Genomic DNA, 21762 nt, shown 5'->3' with positions numbered 1-21762 from the left:
GACAAGGGGAGATCAGGGGGCTGCTCAGGCCTTGAGCGCGTAGGTCGACCAGTACGAGTCGGCCTCGAAGCCGAGCTTGCGGTTGAGCGCGACCACGGCGGTGTCGGCGGTGTCGTTGAAGACCTGGACCAGTGCGAGCCGGCTGTTCTCCCGGGCGGCCCCGAGCAGCAGCTCGCTCTTCAGCCGGGTGGCGAGACCGCGCCGCCGGTGCTGCGGCAGCACCAGCGTCTCGCCGCCGTCCGCCATCGGGCTGTTCCGCACGAACAAGGTGGCGTACCCGACGATCTCCGTGCCGCGCTCGGGCAGCGCCGCCACCACGTGGGGCAGATGCCCGGCCCGCTCCGCCTCGGCCTCCCGCGCCCGTACGTCGCCGGCGGAGGGACGCCGGATCCTCGCCTGGCCGTTGACCCGCTCCTCCAGGGCGCTCCAGGCCCGCGCGTAGGAGTCCACGAGGTCGTCGGGGCAGGGCCCCTGCCACCTCACCAGGCGGTACCCGGGCACCGGCCGGGCCGCCGCGGCCTCCAGCACCGCACGGGCGGGCCCGGCCAGGCGCAGCCGATGACGCACGCTCTCGCCGAGGAGGTCGGCTCCGAGCTCCGCCGCGAACCGCTCACCGGCCTCCGCCCTCGGAGCGTCGGCCAGCAGCAGGTCCCGCCCGCGCTCCCGCAGCGCCGCCAGCCCCGCGGCCGCCAGTGCCCGCCCGGCACCGCGCCGCCGGAAACCGGGGAAGACCCACAGCGAACCGTGTCCCGGCCCGCTCCGGTCCGCCAGGTCGAGGCCGAGCTTCAGCACACCGGCCGGCGTGCCGCCGTCGTAGGCGGCCAGCACGATCCGTTCCGTGCCGTGCCGCCGCTGGAACAGCCGCGCCAGCAGGGCTTCCGTCACCGGCGGATCACCGGGCAGCTCCAGGCTCATGGTGTCCCGGAACCCGGGAAGCAAGGCGGCGATGGTCGCCGGCTCATCGCCGTCGAGGCTACGAATCTCCATGCCCCACACGGTGACCCGGGGCTCTCGAAGCACCGTCGAGGACAACTCGACACCGGCCGGGCGCACCGGCCGCAACGGTGGCGGGCCCCGCCGCACCCCAGGATCCCTGGAGTGCGGCGGGGCCCGTACCCGGGGGCGGACGCCGGCGGCCCCGTCAGGCGCCGCCCGTCACGCGCAGCGTCTCGCCGTTGGTGTTGCCGTTGGCGGCCGAGCCGAGGAAGGTGACGGCCCGGGCCACGTCCTCGGGCGCGGACATCCGGCCCGACGGCAGGGTCTTGCCCTTCTCCTCCAGGAAGCCCGGGGGCACGTGCGCCCGCACGGTCTCGGTGCTGGTCTGGCCGGGCACCACCATGTTGACCAGGATGCCGTCCGGCCCCAGTTCCCAGGCGAGGCTGCGCATCAGCCCGAAGAGCGCGGACTTGCCGGCGCCGTACGCCCCCGCCCCGGCCTTGCCGGTGTCCGCCAAGCCCGCGCCGAGCAGCACGATCCGGCCCCACGGCCGCCCGCGCATCCACGGCAGGACGGCCTGCAGCGTGTGGAACACGGCGTCGACGGATGTGCGCAGCACCTCCTGCCACTGCTTCGCCGGTACGTCCTCGAAGCGCGGCACCGGCTGCCCGGGCCGCGGGATCGCCTCGCTCCAGACCACCGCGTTGGCCACCAGCACGTCGATGCCGCCCCATTCCTCGGCGACCCGCCCCACGGCGTCCCGTATGCACCGCTCGTCCGCGAGGTCGTAGCGCACCACCAGCGGTGTGCCGCCCGCCTCGGTCACCAGCCGCGCGGTCTCGCGGGCCCCGTCCTCGTTGCTGTGGTAGGTGATCGCGACCCTGGCCCCCTCCTCCCCGTAGGCCACGGCCGTCGCCCGGCCGATGCCCGAGGAGGCGCCGGTGACCAGCACGACCTTGTTCCGCAGATCCGTCCTCATGAGTCCACCTCGGTCGTCGGGGCACGGCCGACGCTCTGCGCGTGCCGGAAGAAGTCGTCCGGGTCGTAGGCCCGCTTCACGTCGCGCAGCCGGAACCGGTTCGCGCCGAAATACTCCGTCTCCCAGTCCTCACCCGCCCGTGAGCTGGGGAAGTTGATGTACGAGCCGCAGGCGAGCGGGGTGAGGGCCGTGGCCGCACGGTCCGCCAGCGCGGTCAGCCGCGCCGGCGCGTCCGGGTCCGTCGCCGCCTGTCGGCAGGCGAACTGATAGCCGACCAGGAACCGCGCGTCCCGGTGGGCGTAGGCGGTCGCGCCGCCCGGCACCCGGCTCGCCGCACCGCCCAGGGCGATGCACAGCAGATAGCGCTCCTGCCCCACCGCGTCGAGGGCGGGATCCCAGGCGTCGAGCAGTGCCGCCGACTCCGCCCGGGTCGCGGCCCGGCCGGTGAGCCGGTAGCTCTGCCGGGTGTACGGATGCCGGTGCCCCTCGGCCTCGGGCCCGGTGCCCGTACGCCGGCACTGGGCCACCGTCTTCGAGCCGCACAGCGCCTCGTGCATCACCTCGGCGTACCCGCCCGGCGCACCGACGGTCCTGCTCAGCGGCTTGCACCCGGCCCGCTCGGACAGTTCGTCCAGTCCGTCGCGCAGCGCCTCGTCCGGACCCAGGTGCACGCCCCAGACCCGGACCACCGGACGCCCGCCGGGCCCGAACATGCCCGGCAGCACGACCAGGGAGGTGCCGAGTTCGTCGGGACCTTCGACGGCCCACTCCTGCCAGGCCGTCAGCACCTCCACGGCGTCGTCGTACGCCCACAGCGTCTCGAAGGCCGTCAGGGCGGGCGCGTCGATCGCGCGCACCTCGAACTCCGTGACCACGCCGAAGGTGCCTCCGCCGCCACCGCGCGACGCCCAGTACAGATCGGGCTCCTCGGCGGGCGAGCAGCGGACGGTCCTGCCGTCCGCGAGCACGACGCGCGCCGCGACGAGCCGGTCGCTGCCCAGCCCGAACTTCCGTGTCTGCCAGCCGATCCCGCCGCCGGTCAGGAACCCGCCCGCGGAGACCGTGGGGAACGTCCCGGTGACGATCTGCCGCCCCTGCGTCCGCAGGGCGTCCAGTGCGTCCAGCGACTGGGCGCCCGCCCCCAGCCGCACCACGGGACCCTCGGCGACGACGTGGTTCATCCGGGACAGGTCGACGACCAGTCCCTCACCGGTCGACCAGCCGTTGAAGCTGTGGCCGCCGCCCCGGACATGCAGCCGCACCCCCCGTTCCCTGGCGTGCCGCACGCACAGCGCGACGTCCTCCTCGGAGGCGCAGTAGGCGACGGCGTACGGCTCGATCGTGTCGTACTCGGTGTTCTGAAGCTGTCGGGCCAGGGCGAAGCCCGCCTCGTCCGGCAGGACCAGGTCCCCGTCGAGCCGGTCCCGCAGCGCAGCCGCCCGCATCAGTCGTCGATGCCGAACTTGCCGGCGGTCACCTTGGACCCGGCGTGCCCGCGCAGCTTGGTGCCCTGCGGGTCGAAGAACTCCGCACCGCCGGTGCCCTGCCACTCGGTGTCCGAGACGAACTCGCCCGACACCCGCACGTGCGCCTCCCCCACGTGGTTGCCCTCGGGATCGGCGGCCAGGATGTGGAAGCCGTACTCGAAGCTGTCCGGGCCCGTGGCACGCCAGGTGCCCAGGCCGATGTTCTTCGTGTTGAGCTGGGTGGAGACGACCGTGCCGTCCGCCGAGAAACTGACGAGGCCGGGGACCGCCTTGCCGTCGTCGTCCAACTGCGTGGTCCAGGTGCCGACCAGCCGTACGTCGCTCATCGCAGATCTCCTCGATTCTCTGGGGGAACTGGGGGAACTGGGGGAACTGGGGGATGCGGTTGTCCCGGCCAGGCTTCCGGCCCGCTCTCAAGACCCGCTCGAGACGCCCTGTAGCCGGGCGGCGGCTCCTCCCGCGGCGCACTGCACGCCGGCCCGAACTCCGGGTGCCAGAGCACGGCCACGTGCACGGAGCCGAGGGCGACCAGCGCGCGGTACGAGGGCAGCAGCAGGTAACGCACCAGTGCTCGCCACACGGCGCGCGAGGCGGTGACGCGGGGCGGGACGGTCTGCTTGTCGGGGTGTCCCTCGGGCAGGAACTCCGGGTCGAACGGACGAAGGGACACGGCACTCCTAGGGGTGGCCGACACGGGCGGCGGGCGCGAGTGGCCGACGCGGATGGCGGGCGGGGATGGCCGACGCGGGCGGCCGGCGCGGGATGGGCGGCGGGCGCGGGATGGGCGGCGGGCGCAGGGCGGGCGGCGGGCGCAGGGCGGGCGGCGGGCGCAGGGCGGGCGGCGGGCGCAGGGCGGGCGGCGGGCGCAGGGCGGGCGGCGGGCGCGGGGTGGGCGGCGCGGGTGCTTCAGGCGGCGCGGACGGCCAGCTCCACGCCGCCGTCGAAGGGAAGGGAGAGCGACACGTAGCCGCTGCCGGGGAACCGGACATGGGCGAGGAAGTCCGCGCACCGCGCCGGCTCGTCCCGTACGCCGAGGGCCACCACCACCGCGCCCGGCAGCATCCTGGGTTCCACCAGCTCCAGCAGCGGCAGGAAGGACTGGGGCGGCCCGCCGAGCAGCAGCAGGTCGACCGGTCCGGCGAGGGTCGCCAGCGACCGCTCGGGACGGCCCGCCCGTACGTCCGCGCAGCACCCCGCTCCGGCCTTCTCGACCGCCTCGGCTGCGGCCTCGGCGCGTACGGGGTCCGGCTCGCAGGCGATGACCCGGCCCTGCCCGTTCTCGCTCACCGCCGCCGCGAGCGTGGCGGTGAACGACTCGTACGGGCAGCCGATCTGGAGCACCGTCAGCGGCCCGGCCGCCAGCACCAGCTGCCGCAGGAGGGTTCCGGTGGCGGCTTCGAAGGAGGGCACGGCAGAGCGTCCGGGTGCGGAGTCGGTACAGGAAACGGCATTGGGCATGCGGAACTCCCCCGTCACGAGTGTCGAGACGTTCGCGGTCTCTGCGCCGAGAGTCGCAGACGCCACGGCCACGGGCGACGGCCCTGGATGCCCACGCGAGCGAGGCTCGAGCCGCCCTCCAAACCGCCGGCCGGGGCGTGGGCCTGCCGAGGACGGTGGTGCGGCGGGCGGCGGGCAGCGGGCAGCGGGCAGCGGGCAGCGGGCAGCGGGCAGCGGGCAGCGGGCAGGCTAGGAGAGCACCCCCGCCAGCGTTCCCGCGAGGGTCAGCGCGAGGAACGCCGCCCCCCACGTCATCGCGTGCCGTATCCGGCGGTGCTTCACACGGGTGGTGCGGGTCAGGAGCTGGGCCGGGGTGTCGGCGGTGGGGGCCGGGTGGGGCGTCCTCGCCAGGCTCAGCAGGACCAGGGACGGGGCGCAGGCCGCGCAGCCTGTCCACAGGAGCAGCTGGGGGACCGTGGCGAACTGGGCGGGGGTGATGACACCGGCGGTGATCGCCGTGAGGAGGGCGGCCAGGGCGGCGCCGAGAGTGGCCAGGGTCAGACCGGCTCGCTGGTCGGCCTTCGCCAGTTCCTCGCGGGCCGCCTCGGGCGGAAGCGGCCGGCCGAGTTCCGCCGTGCGCGCACCGTGGAGTGTGGTCATGCCTGCACCTCGCTGGTCAGCGGTTTCCTCCGGGTACCCCAAAGGGCTTGCCCCACACCGCAGTTCAGGTGTTCCACGTCTCGTCGTACGGGTCGTGCGGGGTGGGGACCGGCCGCGCGGCCGTCACCTCGAGGTAGGGGACGGGGCCGTTGTTGACCGGGTCCTTGGTGCGGCGGGGGGTGTAGGTGCCGGTGACCTCCAGCCAGGTGTCCGGGCGCAGGACCGGCGGTATGTCGCCCGACAGGGCGATCTTGACCGGCTGGGCGTCGGCGGCGCAGCAGTTGAGGCCCATGCGGACCAGGTAGGGGGTGCCGTTGCGGTCCAGGGTGACGAAACCGGTGATCTTCAGTTCGCGGCCCCGGAGGGCACGGCCGTCGTCGTAGACCGCGCGTCCGGCGTAGTCGGCGACGGCCAGGCGCAGGGGCGTGTCGCCGGCGGGGAGGGCGGGGAAGCCGAAGGGCTTGGTCAGGGCCGTACCGGTGTGTGCCGCGCTGTAGGAGCCCAGGGCCGGCGGGGCGACCAGGATCAGGGCGAGGACGGGGAGCGTGAGGAGCCAGGAGACTCGGGGTTCACGGTGGTGGTCGTGGGCGGGGGTGCGCGTCTCGTCGTCGTGGTCGTGGCCGGGGTTGCCGCGGCGGTCGTACCAGAGGGTCGCGGCCGCCGTGGCGATCAGGACCGCACCCGCGAGGAGGACCAGGGGGCGCAGGCCCTCCTTGACGTAGCGCAGGTAGAGGTCGGTCGTGCCGGCGTGCAGGAGGGTCGCGCCGAGCAGGAAGAGGAGGGCCGTCTGGGCCAGGCGGTTCACAGCAGGACCGTTCCGGTCAGGGCCGATACGACGACGGCCAGGGCGAAGGTCGCGGGGGCGAAGCGCAGGGCGAAGGCGCGGCCGAAGGTGCCCGCCTGCATCGCGAAGAGCTTCAGGTCGATCATCGGGCCGACGACCAGGAACGTCAGACGGGCCGTCAGGGAGAACTGGGTCAGGGAGGCCGCCACGAACGCGTCCGCCTCCGAGCAGATGGAGAGCAGGACCGCGAGGACCGCGAGGACCAGGACCGACAGCACGGGGTGGCCCGCCGCGAGGCCCAGCCAGTCGGCCGGGACGACCGCCTTGAGGGTCGCCGCGGCCATCGCGCCGATCACCAGGAATCCGCCCGCGTGCGTCACGTCGTGGCGGACCGAGTTCGCGAAAGCCGCTGCCTTGCCCTGCCCCTCGTACGACGCGCGGGCCGGGGGACGCAGCCAGTCCGTGCGGCCGAGGAGGTGCCAGAGCCAGCCCATCGCGCAGGCCACGAGCAGGCTCGCGGCGAAGCGGGCCAGGACCATCTCCGGGTTGCGGGGGAACGCCACGGCCGTCGCCGTCAGCACGATCGGGTTGATGGCGGGCGCCGAGAGGAGGAAGGCCAGGGCCGCCGCCGGTGTGACCCCCCGGCGGACCAGGGCGCCGGCCACCGGCACGGACGCGCACTCACAGCCCGGCAGCACCGCCCCCGCCGCGCCCGCGACCGGCACCGCCAGGGCCGGGTGCTTCGGCAGGGCCCGGGCGAAGAACGACGGCGGCACGAACACCGCGATCGCCGCCGACAGCAGCACACCGAGCACCAGGAACGGCAGCGCCTGGACCATGACCGCGACGAACACCGTCATCCAGCTCTGCATCACCGGCGCGGCGAGGGCCCCGCGGAGCGGGTCCTGGAACATCACCGCCGTGAGCAGCAACAGGGTCAGCAGGAGAGCCGAGTTGAGGTGCCGGCCCTCCTCCTTGCCCGGGTCCGTCCCGGTGCCCCGGCCCTGCCCGGGGTCCGCGCGCCCACCGCTGTCCTGCGGGGCGGTCTTCGTGATGGCCACGGGCCCGGTACCTCCGGTGGTGCGCGAGGGCATTGCCCCTTCCCTCCCCTTTCGTACGGACGGCGACGGCCGGGCGTTCACGCCCCACCGTCCCCTTCTGGAACCGGTCGTCACGGTGAGGCAGTCTTCTCCTCGTGGGGAGCGTTCCGAACCAAGGTCAGCCGGGTGATCCGGCCACGCACATGATCGTGTGCGGTGACGACGGGCTGGCGCACCGGCTGGCCGCCGAACTCCGCGGTGTCTACGCGGAGCAGGTCACGCTCGTCGTGCCGCCGTCCGGAAGGCGGGTGCGGCAGCCCGTCGTCGGACGGGCCCGGGCCGCCTCGGCCGCGCTGCTCGACCGGGTCGTGAACGCGGCCTCCGGCCGGACCGGCCCGAGCGCCGAACCGGCCGCGAACGAGCAGGTGGTGGAGGCGCCGGAGATCACCGAGGCGGTGCTCACCGAGGCGGGCGCCGACCGGGCGGCGGCACTGGCGCTCGTCTTCGACGACGACGAGACCAACATCCGCGCCGCGCTCACGGCCCGCCGCCTCAACCCCCGCATCCGCCTCGTACTCCGCCTCTACAACCGGCGGTTGGGGCAGCACATCGAGGAACTGCTGGACCAGACCGCCGCCGTCGCCTCCGGGGACGGCCGGGCGGTGGGCCTCGACGCGTCGACGACGGTGCTGTCCGACGCCGACACGGCCGCCCCCGCGCTCGCCGCCACCGCTCTCGTCGGCACCAGCAAGGTCGTTCAGACGGAAGGGCTCGTGCTGCGGGCGGTGGAGCGGCAGCCGCCACGGCCGGGCGAGGTGGCCGACCCGGGGCTGTGCACCCTGGCGCTGCTGTCGGCGACGAGCAACGACCCGGCCGGCGCGGACGGTTCGGAGGGCAGCGGGGAGCACGGGCCGCACCTGCTGCCGGACGAGGCGGCGGTGGCGGCGGCGACCGGGCGCGGGACCGTCGTCCTGGAGCAGGTGTCGTACACGGGGCCGTCCCTGCCCGCCGGGCGGGGCGGGGTGCCGCCGTTCGCCTCGCTGTTCTCGCGGCGGCTGCGCTGGTCGCTGGCCGGGCTGGTGGGCTGTGTGCTGGCGCTCGCCGTGGGGTTGATGATCGTGACCGGCGAGCATCCGCTGTACGCGACGTACATCACGCTGCTCGACCTGTTCGGCATCAACGATCCCGCGCTCCACCAGTCGACGGCCCGGCAGGTGCTGCAACTGCTCTCCGGTCTGGTGGGGTTGCTGCTGCTGCCGGTGCTGCTGGCGGCGGTGCTGGAAGCGCTCGGCACGTTCCGCAGCGCGTCCGCGCTGCGCAAGCCGCCGCGGGGGCTCGGCGGGCACGTGGTGCTGCTCGGGCTCGGCAAGATCGGGACGCGAGTGCTGACGCGGCTGCGGGAGCTGAACATCCCCGTGGTGTGCGTGGAGTCCGATCCGGACGCGCGGGGTCTGGCCACGGCCCGCCGCCTGCGGGTGCCCGTGGTGCTCGGGGACGTCACGCAGGAAGGCGTGCTGGAAGCCGCGAAGATCCACCGTGCGCACGCGCTCCTGGCACTGACCAGCGCGGACACGACGAACCTGGAGGCGTCGCTGTACGCGCGGTCGGTACGGCCCGACCTGCGGGTCGTGCTGCGGCTGTACGACGACGACTTCGCGACGGCCGTGTACCGGACGCTGCGGGCCGCGCATCCGCGCGCCCTGACGCGGAGCCGGAGCGTGTCGCACCTGGCCGCGCCCGCGTTCGCCGGGGCGATGATGGGGCGGCAGATCCTCGGGGCGATCCCGGTGGAGCGGCGGGTGCTGCTGTTCGCGGAGGTGGACGTGGCCGGGCATCCGCAGCTGGAGGGGCGGACGGTCGGGGAGGCGTTCCGGGCCGGGGCCTGGCGGGTGCTGGCGCTCAACACGGCACCCTCCGGAGGCCGGCGGGGTGACCGGGAGAGCGCCGAGGAGGACGGCGCGGCGACGTCGGGGCTGGTGTGGGACCTGCCTCCTTCGTATGTGCTGGGGGCGGGGGACCGGGTGGTGCTGGCGGCGACGCGGCGAGGGCTCGCGGAGCTGCTGGGGCGCAGACGGCGGGAGCGGGCGGGGGCGTGACGCCGAGCGGTGTCCCCTGCTCGGCGTCAGACGCCCGAGGGTTGCGAAGCAGCCGAGGGGCGCGGAGAACTGCGCGATCGGCCACCACCCACCCCGCAGCCGCCGAACCACCCCGGCTCCCGAGCTACTGGACGCCCGACACCCCCCTGAGGTGCCGCTCCGCGAACTCCAGCTCCAGCCGCACCTGCTTGATCCGCTCGTCCACCACCAGTGAGCCGTGCCCGGCGTCGTAGCGGTACACCTCGTGCACCGCGCCCCGCGCCTCCAGGCGCTTGACGTAGTTCTCGATCTGGCGGATCGGGCAGCGCGGGTCGTTGACCCCGGCCGAGATGTAGACCGGCGCCTTGACCTGGTCGACGTAGGTGAGCGGGGACGAGGCCTCGAAGCGGTCGGGCACCTCCTCCGGGGTGCCGCCGAGGAGCGTGCGGTCCATCGCCTTCAGCGCCTCCATCTCGTCGTGGTACGCCGTGACGTAGTCGGCGACGGGGACCGCCGCGATGCCGAGGGTCCACGCGTCGGGCTGGACGCCGAGGCCGAGGAGGGTGAGGTAGCCGCCCCAGGAGCCGCCGGTGAGGATCAGGCGCTCGGGGTCGGCGATGCCGGAGTCGACGGCCCATGCGCGGACCGCGGCGATGTCCTCCAGCTCGATGAGGCCGACGCGGTGCTTCAGGGCGTCCGTCCAGGCGCGGCCGTAGCCCGTGGAGCCGCGGTAGTTGACACGGATCACCGCGTAGCCGTGATCGACCCAGGCCGCGGGGCCCGCCGCGAAGGAGTCGCTGTCGTGCCAGGTGGGACCGCCGTGGATGTCGAAGACCGTGGGCAGCGGGCCGGTGGTGCCCTCGGGCCTCTGGAGGAGGGCGTGGATGCGGCCTCCGGGGCCCTCCACCCACACGTCCTCCACCGGCACCGAGCCGGGCGACTTCATCCCGGGCGGGTCGAGCACCACACCGCCCGTCGTGGAGCGGACCGCCGACGGCTCGGCTGACGAGGACCACAGGTACTCCACGCTGCCGTCGGGCCGGGCCGTCGCGCCGGAGACCGTGCCGGGCGGGGTCGGGATCTCCGTCAGGGCACGGCCGGACAGGTCGTAGCGGAACAGCTCGCTGCGGGCCTCGAAGCTGTGCACGATGAGCAGGCCGCTGCCGTCCGGGTACCACTCGGCGCTGACGTCGCCCGGCAGCTCCAGCGCCAGGTCCGTCTCCTCGCCGGTGGCCACGTCCCACACCAGGGGCTCCCAGCGGCCGCGGCGCTGGTGGCCGATGAGCAGGCGGGTGTCGCCGCCGACGGGGGCGAAGCCGAGGACCTCCAGGCCCAGCTCGCGGGTGCCGCCCTCGGTGTCGTCGAGGTCGGCGACGGCCGTGCCGTCGGGGCGCAGGACGCGCAGCGCCGAGTGCATCGCGTCACCGTGCTCGGTGTGCTCGACGGCGATGAGCGAGCCGTCGTGGGAGAGGTCGCCGACACCGGCGGACTCGCGGTGGCGGTAGATCTCCACCGGGTCCTCGCCGGTGCGGACGAGGTGGATGGTCGTGCCGTCCTCGTCCGTGGAGCGGCCGACGACCGCCGTACGCCCGTCGCGGCCGAGGGCCAGGCCTGCCGGGTAGGAGGCCTGCAGGCCCGCGGCGGCCGGTTCGTCCGCGCCGCCCTCGAAGGGCTGGCGGCGCCACACGCCGAACTCGTCGCCGTCCTTGTCGTCGAACCACCAGATCCACGCGCCGTCCGGGGACAGCACGCCGTCCGTCGTGCCGTTCGGCCGGTCCGTCACCTGGCGCTGCCCGCCCGTCGCCCGGTCCCAGGCGTACAGCTCGTACGTCCCCGTCGCGTTCGAGACGAACAGGGAGCGGTCCGGCGCGTCCTCCGCCCAGTCGGGCAGGGAGACCCGCGGCGCCCGAAAGCGCTTCTCCCAGTCCGGCATCCTCTCCTGCCGTCCCGCCGGTACCTCTTGCTCGTGCTGGTCCCGCCGCTCCCGCGCGTCGGACCCGTTGCTCTCAGTCATGGCCCCATACTGCCCGCCCCGGCCGACAATCCGCTCGCGAGGTCCCCAGCCTGTGGACAACCTCCACCGACTTCGGCTTCGCCGGGACCGGTGAGGGCGGCAACCGCTCTCTGCCACGCCCTCGGCGTCACGTCGGCGGCGAGCGCGTACGGGGTCCGGCCCGGGCCCGCGAGGACCGGGCCGCAGAAGGCTTTCCGGCGGCCGATCCGGGCCCGCGAGGACCGGCCGCGGACGGCTCCCCCGCCCGCCGGAACCCGCCGTGGGGCCCGCCACGTTGCCGACCCCGCGGGCCGGGGCCGGCCGACAGCCCCGTACCGTGGGGGTGTGTACCGGTTTCTGCTGACGCCCCGATGGTGGGGGATCAACGTCTTCGTGCTGTTGTCCATCCCCTTCTGCATCTTCATGGGGTCCTGGCAGCTGGGCCGGTTCGAGGACCGTGTGCAGGACCACCGCACCGCGACCGAGCAGGTCTCCGAGTCCCGGCACGAGGCGCCCCGGCCGCTGAAGGACATGCTCCCGGTGGACAAGGCGACCTCCGGGAAGCCGGTCACCGCGACCGGGCGGTACGGCAAGCAGCTGCTGGTGCCCGGGCGTGAGCTCGACGGCAAGCAGGGCTTCTACGTGCTGACGCTGCTGCGGACCGACTCGGGTGAGGCGCTGCCGGTGGTGCGGGGCTGGCTGCCCGGGACCGCCGACGCGGCGAAGGCCCCCGCCCCGCCGGCCGGCGAGGTCACCGTCACCGGGGTGCTGCAGGCGTCCGAGACACCGGGCGACAACGGCGTCAGCGCGCAGGGCGGCCTGCCGGCCGGGCAGACCTCCGCGATCAGCGCGGCCGCACTGGTGAACCTGGTGCCGTACGACGTGTACGACGCGTGGATCACGCTGACCAAGGGCGACTCGGGGATGAAGGCGGTGCCGGCCACCGCGCCGCCGGACTCGGGGCTGGACCTGAAGGCGTTCCAGAACCTGGGCTACACCGCCGAGTGGTTCGCCTTCGTGGGGTTCGTGATCTTCATGTGGTTCCGGTTGCTGCGGCGCGAGGTGGAGTACGCGCGGGACGCCGAGCTGGGGCTGGTCGCGGACGAGGAGCCCGTGACCGTGGACGCCGCCGTGAAGTGAGCGGCGTCTTCGCCCGGCCCGGGCGGTGCCGCGACCGCAGCCCCCTGCGGGCTGCGGGCCCTGCTCACGCGCCCGCCAGCACGCCCGTCCAGTACACCGTCCCCGCGCACGCGTTGGACACCGTGACCGAGGTCCCCGCCGAGCCGGTGCCCGGGGTGTACGTCACCGCCACGCTGCCGTCGACCGTGCCGTCCTCCCGGACCAGCTGGGGGGCCGCTCCCGTGTCGCCGCCGGTGGACGTGCCGGCCGTGGCCGTAGGGTCCTCCGACGGGGTCGGGTCCGGGCTCGGGTCGGGCCCGCCGACGCTGCCGCCGGGGGTGGGGCAGGTCTCGGAGGGCACCCAGGCGAACTTCACTTCGTAGCCGATTCCCGGCTGGAGCACCAGCTGGGCCGCCTCCAGGGACGGGTCGGGCAGGAGGCCCGCAGCCGCGTCGCCCGCGGCGTGCCGGGCCGAACCGACCTTGGCGGCGTCGGCCGCGCCCTGCGCCAGCGCGCTGACCGAGCCGGGGCCGGTGACCGTGCAGGCCGCGCCGGAGACGTTGGTGACGCGGAAGGAGCCGGAGACCGCACCCGTGGAATCGGGGGCGCTGCTGCTTGCGGAGGCGGGGCCGAGCTGGGCCGCGGTGCACGCCGGGATGCCGGCGGCGACCGTGGAGGAGGGGCCGGCGCCCTGGGAGGCGCCGGTGGAGGCGCCGGATCCCTTGCCCTTGTCCTTCTCCTTCTTCTCGCCCTTCTCCTTGCCCTCGGCCTTGCCGGAGGAGCCGCCGGAGGTGCTCTCGCCGCCGTCCGGGCCCTTGCCCTGGCTCGCACCGCCCTGGGTCTGCGACGTGTGGCCGGCGACGGCCGGGTTGGCCTCGGAGCCGGTGGCGTTGGAGACGTGCACGAGGGCGGGGACGGCCGTGCCGATGAAGAGCGCGGCGGCCGCCATGCCCACGACGGCCTGCCGCTTGCGGGTCCGCCGCTGCGGTACCGCCTTGCGCAGGTAGTCCAGGGTGCCGTCGCGCGGTTCCACGTCCTGCACCGCCTGGTGCAGCATCGAGCGCAGGTCCAGCTCGTCCGAGTCGAACCCGTGGGGGCTCTGGTCGTCGGGGCCGTGGTTCACAGTTCCGTTCCCAGCGTGCGATTGCTTCGGATCTTGCCCGTGCAGCCTTGTCGGCTCGTGCCACTCGAAGGGCTCGTGGGGGTCGCGCCCGTCACGGCGCGCCCCGTCTCCGTCACTCATGCCGGCGCCTCCATGGCCAGCCGGAGCGCCGCGATACCGCGCGAGCCGTAGGCCTTGACCGAGCCGAGGGATATGCCGAGCGTCTCGGCGACCTGCGCCTCGGTCATGTCCGCGAAGTAGCGCAGCACCAGCACCTCGCGCTGGCGGCGCTGCAGCCCCTTCATCGCCTTGATGAGGGAGTCGCGCTCCAGCTGGTCGTAGGCACCTTCCTCGGCGCTGGCCATGTCGGGCATGGGCTTCGACAGCAGCTTCAGGCCGAGTATGCGGCGGCGCAGCGCGGAGCGCGAGAGGTTGACGACGGTCTGGCGCAGGTACGCCAGGGTCTTCTCGGGGTCGCGGACCCGCTTGCGGGCGGAGTGGACACGGATGAAGGCCTCCTGGACGACGTCCTCGCAGGAGGCGGTGTCGTCGAGGAGGAGGGCGGCGAGACCCAGCAGCGAGCGGTAGTGCGCGCGGTAGGTCTCGGTGAGGTGGTCGACGGAGGTGCCGGCCGCGACGCCGTCCTCTGCGCCGTCACGCTGGCTGGGTATGCGGGCCGGCCGCGCTGCGGGCACGGGCGCGATCACCGGCATGCCACCGGGCGTACCGGCCATGCGGGGTCGGAGAGCCGCCGGACGGGGCGGTCGAAGGACCGTGCCGCGTGCCGCGCTGAAGTCGAGTACCTCTGCCACGCCTGTTGGACACGCTGACCCCGGTGAGGGTTGTACGTGCCGGGCATCACTTTCACGCCGACCGTCGCCGTCGACGGTCTACCCGCGTCAGGCAGCACAATCCATGGTGCGTCCATTGCCCTCATGCGTCCCGCTCTTCCCTTATATCCAAATGTGAACGGACGTCCCCACGCCCGGTTCCAGGCGTCCCCACGCCTGATGAAGCGCTCCCACGGCCGAAGGGCGACCGCAAAGACGCTCCCCGCCCTTCGCGCGGTTGCGGAGAGCGGGGAGGTAAATCCTCTGATGCCGAAGCGCCACGGACAAGTGGTCCCGATCATCGACCGGCTCACACGTCGTCCACAGATCCTACAAACCGCCTCTGACATCGGCGGCGGGTCCGAGGCCCGCGGAACCTCACGAACCCCGGGGGACCGTCCGGACAGGAAGGGTCGGAACAGGTCAGGACGGCTCAGGAGAGCTCGGCCGCGATCAGCTCGGCGATCTGGGCGGTGTTGAGCGCGGAGCCCTTGCGCAGGTTGTCCCCGCAGACGAACAGCTCCAGCGCCGTCGGGTCGTCCAGCGCACGCCGGACCCGGCCGACCCAGGTGGGGTCGGTGCCCACCACGTCGGCGGGGGTCGGGAACTCCCCGGCCGCCGGGTTGTCGAACAGCACCACGCCGGGCGCCGTGGCGAGGATCTCACGCGCCTTGTCGACGGTGACCTCGCCCTCGAAGCGGGCGTGCACGGTCAGGGAGTGCGTGGTGATCACCGGCACCCGGACGCAGGTGACGGCCACCGGCAGGCCGGGCAGCCCGAGGATCTTGCGGGCCTCGTCCCGTACCTTCAGCTCCTCCGACGACCAGCCGTCGTCGCACGCCGTACCGGTCCACGGCACGACGTTCAGGGCGACCGGCTCCGGGAACGGCCCGGTGTGGTCACCGACGGCCCGGCGTACGTCGCCGGGGTTGGTGCCCAGCTCCGTGCCCGCGACCAGGGACAACTGCCGGCGCAGGGTCTCCGCACCGGCGCGCCCGGCACCACTGACGGCCTGGTACGAGGAGGCGACCAGCTCGCGCAGCCCGAACTCGGCGTGCAGCGCGCCCAGGGCCACGATCATGGAGAGCGTCGTGCAGCTGGGGTTGGCGATGATCCCGCGCGGGCGCATCCGTACGGCGTGCGGGTTGACCTCGGGCACCACGAGCGGCACGTCCGGGTCCATCCGGAACACGCCGGAGTTGTCGACGACCACCGCGCCCTTGGCGGCGGCGACGGGCGCCCACCGCTCGGCGACCTCGTCGGGGACGTCGAACATGGCGACGTCCACGCCGTCGAACGCCTCCTCGGCGAGCGCGACGACCTCGGTCTCCTCGCCGCGCACGGTCAGTTTGCGGCCGGCCGAGCGCGCGGAGGCGATCAGCCGGATCTCGCCCCAGACGTCGGCCCGCTGGGACAGGATCCGGAGCATGACCGTGCCGACGGCCCCGGTCGCCCCCACCACGGCAAGCGTCGGACGCCCGGACCGTCCGGTCCGGGCGTCCTGTCGGAGGTCGGCCATCAGCGGCCGGTGCCTCCGTAGACCACGGCCTCGTCGCTGTCGGAGTCGAGCCCGAACGCGGAGTGCACGGCGCGGACGGCCTCGGGCACATCGTCGGCACGGGTGACGACCGAGATGCGGATCTCGGAGGTCGAGATCAGCTCGATGTTCACGCCCGCGTCGGACAGGGCCGTGAAGAAGTCGGCCGTGACGCCCGGGTTGGTCTTCATGCCGGCGCCGACGAGGGAGATCTTGCCGATCTGGTCGTCGTAGCGCAGCGAGTCGAAGCCGATGCCGGCCTTGTTCTTCTCCAGCGCGTCGATGGCCTTGCGGCCCTCGGTCTTGGGCAGCGTGAAGGAGATGTCCGTCAGGCCCGTGGAGGCGGCGGACACGTTCTGCACGACCATGTCGATGTTGATCTCGGCGTCGGCGATCGTGCGGAAGATCGAGGCCGCCTCGCCCGGCTTGTCCGGCACGCCGACGACCGTGACCTTGGCCTCGGAGGTGTCGTGCGCGACACCGGAGATGAGAGCCTGCTCCACCTGCTTTTCCCCTTGCGTCTTCTGAACGATCGGCTCGCTGCTGACCCAGGTGCCCTGGAGTCCGCTGAAGCTGGACCGGACGTGGATCGGGATGTTGTACCGGCGGGCGTACTCCACACAGCGGTGGAGCAGCACCTTGGACCCGGACGCCGCCAGTTCGAGCATGTCCTCGAAGGAGATCCAGTCGATCTTCCGGGCCTTCTTCACCACGCGCGGGTCGGCGGTGAACACGCCGTCGACGTCGGTGTAGATCTCGCAGACGTCGGCGTCGAGGGCGGCGGCGAGGGCCACCGCGGTGGTGTCGGAGCCGCCGCGGCCGAGCGTGGTGATGTCCTTGGTGTCCTGGGAGACACCCTGGAAACCGGCCACGATCGCGATGTTGCCCTCGTCCACCGAGGTCTTGATCCGGCCCGGCGTGACATCGATGATGCGCGCTTTGTTGTGGACCGAGTCGGTGATGACACCCGCCTGGCTGCCGGTGAACGACTGGGCCTCGTGGCCCAGCTTTTTGATCGCCATGGCCAGCAATGCCATGGAGATCCGCTCTCCGGCGGTCAGCAGCATGTCGAGCTCGCGCCCGGCAGGCATCGGGGAAACCTGCTCGGCGAGATCGATCAGCTCGTCCGTCGTGTCGCCCATCGCGGAAACCACGGCAACCACCTGGTTGCCGTTCTGCTTCGCTTCCACGATCCGCTTGGCGACGCGCTTGATGCCCTCGGCATCGGCTACGGAGGAGCCTCCGTACTTCTGCACGACAAGGCCCACGTGCGCTCCTCGCTCAATCCGTCTCTATCCGCTATACGCATTCGTACCGCGGTCGGCTCAGTCTAACGAGCGTCCGAAAAACCCTTCCGCGATATCGCATGGTGAGATCTCGGGCCGCCCGTCCAGAGTCGCTCATGCCCATCTGGGCACGGGCCACTCGGGAAAGTGCCCGGCGTCACAATCGCACGAGCCTCGTCCCCGGTCCCGCAACTTTCAAGCACTGGGGCTCGGCTGTGCGCGTCCTCCTGGCGGAAGACGATGAACCGGTCGCCGAGTCCCTGCGCCATGGCCTCGAGCGCTACGGCTTCGACGTGGAGCGAGATCGGCGTCCGCGAGGTCATCGCGCGGATCAGGGCGGTCATGCGCCGCACCCGGCCCCGCACCCCCGCGGGCACGCCCGACGGCGGCCCCGACCGCTACGGCACCCGCCTCTCGAACGGAGTTGACTCCCCCACGTCGGTGCGGTGGAAGTGACTCCAGCCTCGCGTCGCACCGGCAAGGGGCCGGACAGCCCGCAAACAGAGCCCGTACAAGGAGCCTCCGAATCACCCTGCGTGACAGCGGGCCGGACGCTACGGTCAGGGCATGGAGACCTTGCGCTACGTGGCGTTCAGCACGGACCCCGAGGGCGGCAACCCAGCGGGGGTGGTGCTGGACGCGAGCGGCGTCGACGACGCGAAGATGCTGGCGACGGCGGCCGAAGTGGGCTACTCGGAGACGGCGTTCGCGGTGGAAGCCGGCGACGGCTCACTGGACGTCCGCTACTTCAGCCCGCTCGCCGAGGTGCCGTTCTGCGGCCACGCGACGATCGCCACGGCCGTGGCGCACGCGGAGCGGCACGGCACCGGACGGCTGCTGCTGCGCACCCCCGCGGGCCCGGTCACCGTCACCACGGACCGGGCGGCGGACGGCACCCTCGTGGCGACCCTGGTGAGCGTCCCGCCGCGCACGGTCCCGCTCGACGAAGCCGACCTCACCGAACTGCTGGCGATCCTCGGCTGGTCCGCCGGTGACCTGGACCCGGCGCTCCCGCCACGGGTGGCCTTCGGCGGGGCCTGGCACCCGGTCGTCGCCACCACGAGCCGGGAACGGCTGGCGGACCTGGACTACGACATGCCCGCGCTCGCCGCCCTGATGGCCCGCCGGGACTGGACCACGATCGACCTGATCCGCCGCGAGTCACCCACCGTCTTCCACGCCCGCAACCCGTTCCCGCCCGGCGGCGTCGTCGAGGACCCGGCGACGGGGGCGGCGGCGGCCGCACTCGGCGGATACCTGCGCGAACTCGGCCTCGTACGGACACCCGCCACCCTGACGATCCACCAGGGCGCGGACATGGGACGCCCCAGCACCATCACCGTGACGGTACCGGCGGATCCGGGCACCGGCATCGGCGTGACAGGGGCGGCCGTACGGCTCTGAGCGGCGGGGAGGTCACCGCCTCCCCCGCACCGCCCGGATCACCCCGGCCAGGGCACCCGGTCAGGACGCTGGACGCGCACACGCAGCGATGACAAGCGGTTCCATGGCGGAGCAGGGACCCGTGGAACGGCTGGAGGGCCTGGACGTGAACCTTCAGCGCGTGCGCGACGCCGTTCTCGCCGCGCTGCCCGAAGTGCCCGGTCTGGTTCATGGCACAGGAGCCGCCCGGCGCCCGGCCGGTCGAGGCTACTTGGCCCGGCGCAGTCCCAGCGGCCCCGCGATCTCCTCCGCCATCACGCGGCCCGCCTCGATCTCCAGCGTGTCGTCGCCCATGCCCTGGTCCGTGTCCAGGCCGTCGAGTTCGGCGAGGGGCTGGTTGAGGCGGACGTGGGCGAGGACCGACTGGAGGGCGCGCAGGCTCGCCGAGGCGGTGGAGCCCCAGTTGGAGAAGTAGGAGAACTGCCACCACCACAGGGCCTCCGTGGTGCGGCCCGCACGGTAGTGGGACATGCCGTGGCGCAGGTCCGTGATGACGTCCGTCAGGTCGTCGGAGATGCGGGCCGGGACCGGTGCCTTGCGGGGCTCGTAGGGGTCGAAGACCTCGGAGTAGACGTCGATCGGGTCCAGCAGCCGGGCCAGGTTCTCGCGGAGCTCGTCGACGTCCGCCTCGGGGCCGGAATCGGGCTCGTAGCGCTCGTCGGGCACGATGTCCTCGTGCGCGCCGAGCCGACCGCCGGCCAGGAGGAGCTGGGATACCTCCAGGAGGAGGAAGGGCACGGCCGATTCCGGCTCGGCGCCCTTGGCGACCTCGGTGACGGCGACCAGGAAGCTCTCGATCTGGTCCGCGATCTGGACCGCGAAATCGTCCGGGTTCTGGTCGGTCGCGTGCAGCGTGGCGTCAGACATCTAGGAGTCGTCTCCCCTCGAAGGCGCGTCCGAGCGTGACCTCGTCCGCGTATTCCAGGTCCCCACCCACCGGGAGGCCGCTGGCCAGGCGGGTGACCTTCAGGCCCATGGGCTTGATCATGCGGGCGAGGTACGTCGCTGTCGCCTCGCCCTCGAGATTCGGGTCCGTGGCCAGGATCAGCTCGGTGACCGTCCCGTCCGCCAGGCGGGCCAGGAGCTCCCGGATGCGCAGGTCGTCCGGGCCGACGCCGTCGATGGGGCTGATCGCGCCGCCCAGGACGTGGTACCGGCCCCGGAACTCACGCGTGCGCTCGATCGCCACGACGTCCTTCGGCTCCTCGACCACGCAGATCACGGCCGGGTCGCGGCGGGTGTCGCGGCAGATGTTGCACAGCTCCTCCTGTGCGACGTTGCCGCAGGTCGCGCAGAAGCGGACCTTCGCCTTGACCTCCATCAGGGCCTGTGCGAGCCGCCGGACGTCCGTCGGCTCCGCCTGGAGGATGTGGAAGGCGATCCGCTGGGCGCTCTTCGGACCGACGCCGGGCAGCCGCCCCAGCTCGTCGATCAGGTCCTGGACCACGCCTTCGTACAACGGACTGCCCTTCCTGGGTCTTCGGGGTCGGTGCGTACCGTCCCGTACGTACCGTAGTTGTCTGCCGCCTGTCCGAGGAAGGCGGTGCGCTGGGTCAGAACGGCAGGCCGGGGATGCCGCCGCCGCCCAGGCCCTGCGCGAGCGGGCCCAGCTTCTGCTGCTGGAGCGCCTGCGCGTTCTCGTTGGCCGCCTGGACGGCCGCCACGACCAGGTCGGCGAGGGTCTCGGTGTCCTCCGGGTCCACCGCCTTCGGGTCGATCTTGAGGGCGCGCAGCTCGCCGGCACCGGTGACGGTGGCCGTCACCAGACCGCCGCCCGCCTGCCCGTCGACCTCGGTCTGCGCCAGTTCCTCCTGCGCCTGTGCCAGGTCCTGTTGCATCTTCTGGGCCTGCTGGAGCAGCTGCTGCATATTGGGCTGGCCACCACCGGGGATCACGATCAGCTCCTTGCTCGGTACGGGTTTTCCCGTTCGGCACGAGCCTACGTGGTCGGGGCTGCCGTCGCCCCAGCACTCTTTCGAGTGAGTCCCACTCGCGCCCTATACCTGATCAAGGAATACTTCCGGGCGGAAAAGAGGCGAAAGCTACGTCTTCGCCACCCATTGGGGGGTAGGAAGGGTCGGGCGCGTGCCGGATGCAGGCGGTCGCCCATCGCGCAGCGTGATCGGTGAGTGAACCGTACGTGGTCATTCGTGGTCAGTGAGGAGTGCCGGGTGGGTCAGCCGGAGATGCAGCCCGAGGGGCCGCCTCAGGACGGGCGGGGCGAGCAGGCGGCGCCCGGGCTGCGGCCGGGCGATCTGAGCGGGCGGGTCTTCCCGCTCGGGGACTGGGGCGAGCCGGCGCTCCGGCTGGACGAGCTGTACCGGTGGGTGGAGCGCGGGGCCCTGCGGACGGCGGCCTGGTATCTCGCGGACCGGGTGTGGAAGCGGCGGTGCGCGCGGGTGCTGCGCTGCGGGACGGCGGTGGGGGCGGTCACCGGGGTCGCGCTGCCCCTGCTGGATCTGACCGGGGTGGCGGGCGGGATCGCGCCCTGGGGGTGTCTGGCGCTGCTGGTGGGGGCGGCGTGCGTGGCCGTCGACCGGTACTTCGGGGTGACGTCCGGGTGGATGCGGGACGTGGCCACCGCGCAGGCCGTGCAGCGGCGCTTGCAGGCTCTCCAGTTCGACTGGGCGGCGGAGAGCGTGCGGGAGGTGCTGGGTCCTGCGGAGGGGACGGCCGGCGAGGCCGCCGAGCGGTGCCTCGGGGTGCTGCGGAGGTTCTCCGAGGACCTGACGGAACTGGTGCGGGTGGAGACGGCGGACTGGATGGGGGAGTTCCGGGCGGGGGGTGCCGCACCGGCGGGGTTGCAGGCGGTGGTGTTCCCGGGGCCGGGGCGCGGGACCGAGGTGGGGGTGAACGGGCGGTTCACGGTGCCGCCGCACGGGGGGACCCGCCCGAACATGCCCCGCCAGCGGCCGCCCGAGCCGAGGTGAGGGGCGCCGGCGCGCGCGTGTCGGGTCGTCGTCGGCCCTGACCGGCCCGGCGTCCGGCGATCGGCAGGGCGGCGTCTCACGACCGGCGGGACAGCGCCCGGCAGCCCGACGTCCGGCTACCCGC

Annotated in this window: 20 protein-coding genes and 1 pseudogene; 5 read left to right on the top strand and 16 right to left on the bottom strand. The window is 73.3% G+C overall.

Going from position 1 to position 21762, the window contains the following annotated elements; all coding sequences use genetic code 11:
- Positions 1-24: 24 nt before the first annotated feature.
- The 8 genes from AB0937_RS01175 to AB0937_RS01140 all read right to left on the bottom strand — a co-directional run bounded on the left by AB0937_RS01175 (position 25) and on the right by AB0937_RS01140 (position 7377).
- Complete coding sequence (locus AB0937_RS01175; protein ID WP_366708859.1) at positions 25-987, bottom strand: GNAT family N-acetyltransferase; 963 nt, start codon at positions 985-987, stop codon at positions 25-27.
- 154 nt (positions 988-1141) lie between these two features.
- A complete protein-coding gene (locus AB0937_RS01170) occupies positions 1142-1915 on the bottom strand; it encodes an SDR family oxidoreductase (RefSeq protein ID WP_361873377.1) in 774 nt (257 codons plus the stop codon).
- Complete coding sequence (locus tag AB0937_RS01165) at positions 1912-3360, bottom strand: FAD-binding oxidoreductase (RefSeq protein ID WP_366708858.1); 1449 nt, start codon at positions 3358-3360, stop codon at positions 1912-1914. The genes AB0937_RS01170 and AB0937_RS01165 overlap by 4 nt, the downstream gene beginning before the upstream one ends.
- Positions 3360-3728, bottom strand: coding sequence for a hypothetical protein (locus AB0937_RS01160; RefSeq protein WP_104783758.1), 369 nt, complete (start codon positions 3726-3728; stop codon positions 3360-3362). The genes AB0937_RS01165 and AB0937_RS01160 overlap by 1 nt, the downstream gene beginning before the upstream one ends.
- 580 nt (positions 3729-4308) lie before the next feature.
- Positions 4309-4812: a class I SAM-dependent methyltransferase gene (locus AB0937_RS01155; RefSeq protein ID WP_366708857.1), complete on the bottom strand. Its 504-nt coding sequence runs from the start codon at positions 4810-4812 to the stop codon at positions 4309-4311.
- A gap of 276 nt (positions 4813-5088) precedes the next feature.
- Positions 5089-5499 carry a hypothetical protein gene (locus AB0937_RS01150; RefSeq protein ID WP_366708856.1) on the bottom strand — a complete coding sequence of 137 codons (411 nt, stop codon included), beginning with the start codon at positions 5497-5499 and terminating at the stop codon, positions 5089-5091.
- A gap of 64 nt (positions 5500-5563) precedes the next feature.
- Positions 5564-6304 carry a TIGR03943 family protein gene (locus tag AB0937_RS01145; RefSeq protein WP_366708855.1) on the bottom strand — a complete coding sequence of 247 codons (741 nt, stop codon included), beginning with the start codon at positions 6302-6304 and terminating at the stop codon, positions 5564-5566.
- Positions 6301-7377: a permease gene (locus AB0937_RS01140; RefSeq protein WP_366708854.1), complete on the bottom strand. Its 1077-nt coding sequence runs from the start codon at positions 7375-7377 to the stop codon at positions 6301-6303. Before AB0937_RS01140 ends, AB0937_RS01145 begins: the two co-directional genes overlap by 4 nt.
- 149 nt (positions 7378-7526) lie before the next feature.
- Here AB0937_RS01140 and AB0937_RS01135 point away from each other — a divergent pair, with 149 nt between their 5' ends.
- On the top strand, positions 7527-9419 hold the full coding sequence (locus tag AB0937_RS01135; RefSeq protein ID WP_366709326.1) for an NAD-binding protein: 1893 nt from the start codon (positions 7527-7529) through the stop codon (positions 9417-9419).
- A 124-nt stretch (positions 9420-9543) separates the two neighbouring features.
- Here AB0937_RS01135 and AB0937_RS01130 read toward each other — a convergent pair whose 3' ends face one another.
- Positions 9544-11412, bottom strand: a complete 1869-nt coding sequence (locus AB0937_RS01130) for a prolyl oligopeptidase family serine peptidase (RefSeq protein ID WP_366708853.1) — start codon at positions 11410-11412, stop codon at positions 9544-9546.
- A 324-nt stretch (positions 11413-11736) separates the two neighbouring features.
- Here AB0937_RS01130 and AB0937_RS01125 point away from each other — a divergent pair, with 324 nt between their 5' ends.
- Entirely contained in the window at positions 11737-12531 is a 795-nt protein-coding gene (locus AB0937_RS01125) for an SURF1 family protein (RefSeq protein WP_366708852.1), read from the top strand.
- Between the two features lie 64 nt (positions 12532-12595).
- On the opposite strand, the gene AB0937_RS01120 is transcribed toward AB0937_RS01125, so the two are convergent.
- The 4 genes from AB0937_RS01120 to AB0937_RS01105 form a co-directional block, all read right to left on the bottom strand.
- The gene (locus AB0937_RS01120) at positions 12596-13633 is read right to left on the bottom strand and encodes a hypothetical protein (RefSeq protein WP_366708851.1); all 1038 of its coding nucleotides are present in this window, start codon (positions 13631-13633) and stop codon (positions 12596-12598) included.
- Positions 13634-13749: 116 nt separating this feature from the next.
- A complete protein-coding gene (locus tag AB0937_RS01115; RefSeq protein WP_366708850.1) occupies positions 13750-14325 on the bottom strand; it encodes a SigE family RNA polymerase sigma factor in 576 nt (191 codons plus the stop codon).
- A 550-nt stretch (positions 14326-14875) separates the two neighbouring features.
- Positions 14876-15961 carry an aspartate-semialdehyde dehydrogenase gene (locus AB0937_RS01110; RefSeq protein ID WP_366708849.1) on the bottom strand — a complete coding sequence of 362 codons (1086 nt, stop codon included), beginning with the start codon at positions 15959-15961 and terminating at the stop codon, positions 14876-14878.
- Positions 15961-17247, bottom strand: coding sequence for an aspartate kinase (locus AB0937_RS01105; RefSeq protein WP_366708848.1), 1287 nt, complete (start codon positions 17245-17247; stop codon positions 15961-15963). Before AB0937_RS01105 ends, AB0937_RS01110 begins: the two co-directional genes overlap by 1 nt.
- A 233-nt stretch (positions 17248-17480) precedes the next feature.
- On the opposite strand from AB0937_RS01105, the pseudogene AB0937_RS01100 reads away from it, so the two are divergent.
- Both AB0937_RS01100 and AB0937_RS01095 read left to right on the top strand, forming a co-directional pair.
- Positions 17481-17682 (top strand): annotated as a pseudogene (locus AB0937_RS01100) (response regulator); the annotation flags it as partial.
- 150 nt (positions 17683-17832) lie between these two features.
- Complete coding sequence (locus AB0937_RS01095) at positions 17833-18669, top strand: PhzF family phenazine biosynthesis isomerase (protein ID WP_366708847.1); 837 nt, start codon at positions 17833-17835, stop codon at positions 18667-18669.
- Positions 18670-18915: 246 nt separating this feature from the next.
- Here AB0937_RS01095 and AB0937_RS01090 read toward each other — a convergent pair whose 3' ends face one another.
- From AB0937_RS01090 to AB0937_RS01080, 3 genes are all read right to left on the bottom strand, one after another.
- Positions 18916-19575: a DUF5063 domain-containing protein gene (locus tag AB0937_RS01090; RefSeq protein ID WP_366708846.1), complete on the bottom strand. Its 660-nt coding sequence runs from the start codon at positions 19573-19575 to the stop codon at positions 18916-18918.
- Positions 19568-20167, bottom strand: coding sequence for a recombination mediator RecR (recR, locus tag AB0937_RS01085; protein WP_003991835.1), 600 nt, complete (start codon positions 20165-20167; stop codon positions 19568-19570). Before recR ends, AB0937_RS01090 begins: the two co-directional genes overlap by 8 nt.
- 94 nt (positions 20168-20261) lie before the next feature.
- Positions 20262-20603, bottom strand: a complete 342-nt coding sequence (locus AB0937_RS01080; protein WP_078885280.1) for a YbaB/EbfC family nucleoid-associated protein — start codon at positions 20601-20603, stop codon at positions 20262-20264.
- 276 nt (positions 20604-20879) lie between these two features.
- On the opposite strand from AB0937_RS01080, the gene AB0937_RS01075 reads away from it, so the two are divergent.
- Positions 20880-21638, top strand: coding sequence for an SLATT domain-containing protein (locus tag AB0937_RS01075; protein WP_366708845.1), 759 nt, complete (start codon positions 20880-20882; stop codon positions 21636-21638).
- The last annotated feature ends 124 nt before the right edge of the window (positions 21639-21762 follow it).

Origin of the sequence: Streptomyces sp. NPDC047880 (assembly GCF_040706515.1) — a bacterium.
Taxonomy (GTDB): domain Bacteria; phylum Actinomycetota; class Actinomycetes; order Streptomycetales; family Streptomycetaceae; genus Streptomyces.
This window is presented reverse-complemented; position numbering and strand designations above follow the sequence as displayed.